We start from the raw sequence: 4,950 nt of genomic DNA, 5'->3' as shown, positions 1-4,950 counted from the left end.
CAGCGGAAAAGGAGGCGATGTATTATAGCGAAAACGTGTCTGAAAAGACTTTGGAAATTGTAGGTTGAAAGCCTCTACGAAACCCGGGGCTTTACACCGACCCGAAATCCCTACGGTTTTTAGGCTATGGGATGAGGGCGCCGAGCTTGCCGTAAAGGTGGGTTTTCGGCCAGGGTTGAGCCGGAAACGGCTTTGCCTCCCGACATTGGAAAGGAGACAGATGAAACGATTTGCCGCTGTCATATTGGCAGCTCTGTTAACTATGCTTGTCGTTGTGGGCTGCTCGAGCAATCAGAGCGCTACGACAACCTCGGAAAAAACTTCTACCACCGAAAAACAGGCCAAAAACGAGACAATTATACTGGCCACTACCACCAGCACTAAGGACACCGGGCTCCTGGATGCCCTGATCCCCGCGTTTGAGAAGAAAACGGGGATTACCGTCAAGACGATCGCGGTCGGAACCGGTGAAGCCTTAAAGATGGGCGAGCGCGGCGACGCCGATGTTTTGCTTGTTCACGCACGCCCGGCGGAAGACGAGTTCATGGCCAAGGGGTTTGGAAAAGTTAGAAAAGATGTCATGCACAATGACTTCGTTTTTATCGGGCCTAAAAATGATTCTGCGGGGGTAAAAGATTCCACCAGCGCGGCAGAGGGCTTTAAGAAAGTCGCCGCCAAAAAAGCCACCTTTGTATCACGCGGAGATGATTCCGGCACCTACAAAAAAGAGCTTCAAATCTGGAAGAAGTCTGGGATAAAACCGCAGGGAGATTGGTACGTCAAGACGGGTCAGGGGATGGCCGCCACTATCAGGATAGCTAACGAAAAGCAGGGCTACACGCTCTCCGATAGGGGCACTTACCTGGTGCAAAAGGGCAATATCGACCTGGTCATAGTACTTGAGAAGAGCAAAGACCTCCTGAACCCCTATGGCGTTATCATTGTGAATCCGGATAAGTTCCCTAAAGTTAATGTTGATGGCGCTACCGAATTTAGCGATTTTATAACATCACCCGAGGGACAGAAGATAATTGCAGATTTTGGCAAGGATAAGTACGGGCAGTCGCTGTTTATCCCCGATGCTGTAAAATCGGCTAAGTAACAAACAGCTGAGCAACATATAGTTGGTAATCTAAAGCGGTGAGCTTTCGGTCAGTAGGCAAATATCTGAGAGTATCCGGCCGGAAGCCCTGACCGCTCTATCTTGCAAGGAAGTAACACATAGAGCGGTAATTATAACGATCATAATTGCAAGAAAGTAACGCAAAGAACGGTAATTATAACGATCATAAAGACGGTAGGTATGGAACTGCTCATTGATGGGTTAAAACAAGCGTTTATATTGATAGTTACGGGTGACTCCCTGGTCGTTGAGGCGACGTTGCGCTCGCTTGAGACATCGGGCAGCGCGATTGTGATATCTTTGGTTTTGGGTATCCCGATCGGGTTGCTTCTTGCGCTTACCCGCTTTCCGGGCAGGAGTTTTGTTGTGGCATTGTTTAACGCCGGTATGGGTCTGCCGCCGGTTGTCGTCGGCTTGTTTGTCGCCTTGTTTTTGTGGCGCTCGGGGGTTTTGGGATTCATGGGGCTTATGTATACGCTGTCCGCAATGGTTATCGCCCAGGTAATAATAGCCATGCCGCTTGTAACGGGGTTGACTGTATCGGCAATACAGCAGCTTAATCCGAAGCTCAGGCTGCAGTCTCTCGCTCTCGGGGCGACCAAAAGCCAGATGGTTTTTACGTTGATCAAAGAAGCGAAGCTTACCGCGCTTGCGGCGGTAATCGCAGGATTTGGCGCTGTAATATCCGAGGTAGGTGCCGTTATGATGGTCGGCGGCAATATTAGCGGGCAGACAAGGGTATTAACGACCGCTATCGTTGAGCTGGTCGGAAAGGGTGATTTCAGCCGGGCGATGGCATTGAGTTTCATCCTCTTGGCCGTGACGTTTGCGGCCACCTACGCCTTGACGCATTACCAGCAAAAGGGGACTGCGATATGGCGCCGTATCTCGTAATAAAAGACCTGGTGATGCACTACGGCACAACGACGGTTCTCGATATCAAGGAACTCACCGTTAACCAGGGTGAGGTCCTCGCGGTAATCGGCCCGAACGGCTCGGGCAAGAGCACGCTGCTGCGCCTGATCGCCCACCTTGAAAAGCGGAGCAACGGAAGTATTGAGTTTGTCGCGGGTGAGAAACCTGAAGGCGAGCTTGATATCCGGCGGCGTCTGGCGTTTGTGTTTCAGGAATCGCTTCTTTTCTCGGGCACTGTTTTTGACAATATCGCGTACGGGCTTAAGGTCCGCAAGACCGGCCGAAGCGAGATAGAACAAAAAGTACTTGCTATTGCCGAGACGCTTGGTATCGCGCACCTGCTAACCCGATCCGCCCAAAGTCTCTCCGGGGGCGAGGCGCAGAGGAGTTCGCTGGCGCGGGCGCTCGTACTTGAGCCAGAACTCTTATTATTAGACGAGCCTATGGCTTCACTCGATCCCCCCACCAGAGAGTCTTTTCTGGTTGATTTATATGAGATTTTAGAGAAACTGAATACGACAGTGATTTATGTGACCCACGAGTTGACCGAGGCGATGATACTGGCCGACCGCTGCGCGTTTATCGATGCGGGCGTTATCCAACAAATAGGGTCGCCTCGAGAAGTGACTGCTTCCCCCGCGACCAGGGGGATAGCCGATTTTGTCGGGGTGCGGAACATCCTGAAAGGAAGAACCGTCGCACGCGCAAACGGCCTGGTCAGGATTAAGGTAAATGGTGCCGAGGTTGAGGCCATCGGCCCTGATAACCCGAGCGATAAAGTTTGGGTGTTGATACGACCCGAAAATGTTACCATTACATTGGCAAAAACCGGCACCGGGTCGGGCGTCCGCAATCATTTTTCGGGTACCGTAACGACGATTCTAGACCTGGGCGTTTTTTACCGCGCAATCCTCGACTGCGGGTTTCCCCTGGTCGCGTTTATAACGAAGCGCTCGGTCGAGGATATGGGCCTCACGGTCGGCCAAAAGGTATGGGCATCGTTTAAAGCGACGGGTGTTCATATAATTTCACGCGAAGGCGAACATGGATGATAGCATGGGCAACGTAATAAAAACTAATAAAATGACCGCGATTATTCTGGCAGGCGGCAAGAGCAGCCGCATGGGCCGGGATAAAAGCCTGGTTGAATTTGACGGCGAGCCGCTGCTTGCGCGTGCGGTACGCGTGTTGGGCGAGCTGTTCGACGAGGTGGTCGTAGTTACCAATCAAGATATTCCGATCGAGCTTAACGGTGCCGGGGTTGTTCACGACGATGTGCCGTATCAGGGCCCGCTTGGCGGAATCAGCGCGGGTCTTAAGGCGTCGTCCCACGAGAACAACTTCGTCATCGCGGTTGATATGCCGTTTATCAGTGCGGATGTCGTAGAGTACCTCGCCGGATTCGCCGGTGAGACGGATGTCGTCGTGCCCCGGACACCCAACGGCTTAGAGCCGCTCTTTGCTTTTTATAACAAGCGCAGCCTGCCCGCGATAGAAAAAGCGCTGGCGCAGGGGGAGCGAAAGATAATCTCGATGTTCCCGCAGGCCAACGTAAGAACAGTCGAGCATGCCGAGATGGTAGGCCTTAAGGGGGCGGATACGACATTTCTTAACGTGAACACCGAGCGCGACCTGAAGGATGCCCAGGTCCAGGTGAGGGGTATGTCTGTGGAGAAAGATAATAGCCCGAAGGTCGTCGATCTCGATGACGACGACGAGCGTATCCCTGTTGAGCGCCCCGTGACGATCTACGTTAACTCGGAAGAACTCGTAACCGTGCAGGCCAGCCTCGAACACCTGGATGAACTTGCCTGCGGATTTCTGTTTGCGGAAGGTGTGCTGCAAGAGCGCGGCGAGTTACTTGATATCAGGATAAACGAGGAGCGCGGCGAGGTCAGGGTCCGCACGAAAAAATCCACGACGAACGCTTCAAAATCAATGGGAAAACGATTTGTGACTTCGGGCTGCGGCAAAGGATTTTCGTTTGTAAGCCTGGGGGATGCCCTCAATATCGCAAAGAACAAATCGCGGTTCACCGTACCCGCGAAGGATATCCCCGAGCTTATGAAGCAGTTTTTGCGCAGCAGCCGCCGTGCCGGCATGCACTCGTCCGGCCTGATAAAAGACGGTGAGATAGCGTTCATCCGCCAGGATATCGGGCGCCACAACACGGTTGACATGATCGTAGGGAGGCTTTGGCTGGACGGGGTCGATGACCGTGACGTGCTGCTCTTTACGACGGGTCGGATTTCTTATGAGATGGTCGTGAAAGCGGCAAAAGCCAGGATTCCGGTTTTGGTAACGCGCACCGCCGCAACCGACATGGCGGCCGATTTAGCGAAACGACTCGGCATCGAAGTAGTCGGCTACGTACGCGGCGCAAACATGAAAGTTTATACGGACGGAGCGAGGATAGTAGGCAGCAGGGAGTAAACAGTAAGCAGAAAAACGTCTGGCTACCGCTTACTGCCTTCTGCTTGAGAAAGAGAGGGGATAGAGAGATTGATCAGGATGACGGTCGGGGCGATCTTTACGGATCCCTCATTCGTAAATCGGACGGGGCGGCGTAATATGGTGCGCGTCATCGTCGAGAAATCGGACGGCGGTTTCAATGCGCCGTATCTGCAATGGGGTGCTTGAGAAACTTCATCTCATCGTCGAGAAATCGGACGGCGGTTTCAATGCGCGCCTGAGCGGCTCCCAAAAATCAGGCAGCCTCAGACCGATGACCTTGGCCAATGGCCTGATGGTCGTCCCTGAAGACGTCGAGGAGATCAAAACCGGAGATAAGGTGACGGTGGAATTGTTTGAGCCGATCATTGGGTAATTCAACGGTTGGTCACTGTCATTCTGAAGAAGCAAATAGCGATTAGTTGTCATTCTTATAGCAAATAGCAAACAGCGATTAGATG

At 52.7% G+C, this 4,950-nt stretch carries 6 protein-coding genes and 1 riboswitch; all 6 genes read left to right on the top strand.

The features are described 5' to 3' along the window. Positions 1 to 82 precede the first annotated feature (82 nt). Positions 83 to 232: riboswitch (molybdenum cofactor riboswitch) on the top strand. The 6 genes from COY37_RS01965 (at position 221) to COY37_RS01940 (ending at position 4,865) form a co-directional block, all read left to right on the top strand. Then, entirely contained in the window at positions 221 to 1,102 is an 882-nt protein-coding gene (locus COY37_RS01965; RefSeq protein ID WP_286677674.1) for an ABC transporter substrate-binding protein, read from the top strand. It overlaps the preceding riboswitch by 12 nt. Before the next feature lie 201 nt (positions 1,103 to 1,303). Next, positions 1,304 to 2,017 (top strand): ABC transporter permease, encoded by a 714-nt coding sequence (locus COY37_RS01960; RefSeq protein WP_286677675.1) that lies wholly within the window; start codon positions 1,304 to 1,306, stop codon positions 2,015 to 2,017. After that, positions 1,999 to 3,090: an ABC transporter ATP-binding protein gene (locus COY37_RS01955; protein ID WP_286677676.1), complete on the top strand. Its 1,092-nt coding sequence runs from the start codon at positions 1,999 to 2,001 to the stop codon at positions 3,088 to 3,090. The genes COY37_RS01960 and COY37_RS01955 overlap by 19 nt, the downstream gene beginning before the upstream one ends. Then, entirely contained in the window at positions 3,083 to 4,471 is a 1,389-nt protein-coding gene (locus tag COY37_RS01950) for a formate dehydrogenase accessory sulfurtransferase FdhD (protein WP_286677677.1), read from the top strand. The genes COY37_RS01955 and COY37_RS01950 overlap by 8 nt, the downstream gene beginning before the upstream one ends. A 69-nt stretch (positions 4,472 to 4,540) precedes the next feature. After that, entirely contained in the window at positions 4,541 to 4,678 is a 138-nt protein-coding gene (locus COY37_RS01945) for a hypothetical protein (RefSeq protein ID WP_286677678.1), read from the top strand. Then, a complete protein-coding gene (locus COY37_RS01940; protein ID WP_286677679.1) occupies positions 4,650 to 4,865 on the top strand; it encodes a hypothetical protein in 216 nt (71 codons plus the stop codon). Before COY37_RS01945 ends, COY37_RS01940 begins: the two co-directional genes overlap by 29 nt. Positions 4,866 to 4,950: the final 85 nt, after the last annotated feature.

Source organism: Candidatus Aquicultor secundus (genome assembly GCF_002791875.1).
Classification (GTDB): domain Bacteria; phylum Actinomycetota; class Aquicultoria; order Aquicultorales; family Aquicultoraceae; genus Aquicultor_A; species Aquicultor_A secundus.
Note: the sequence above shows the minus strand (reverse complement) of the source record. Positions and strands in the feature narration are given on the sequence as shown.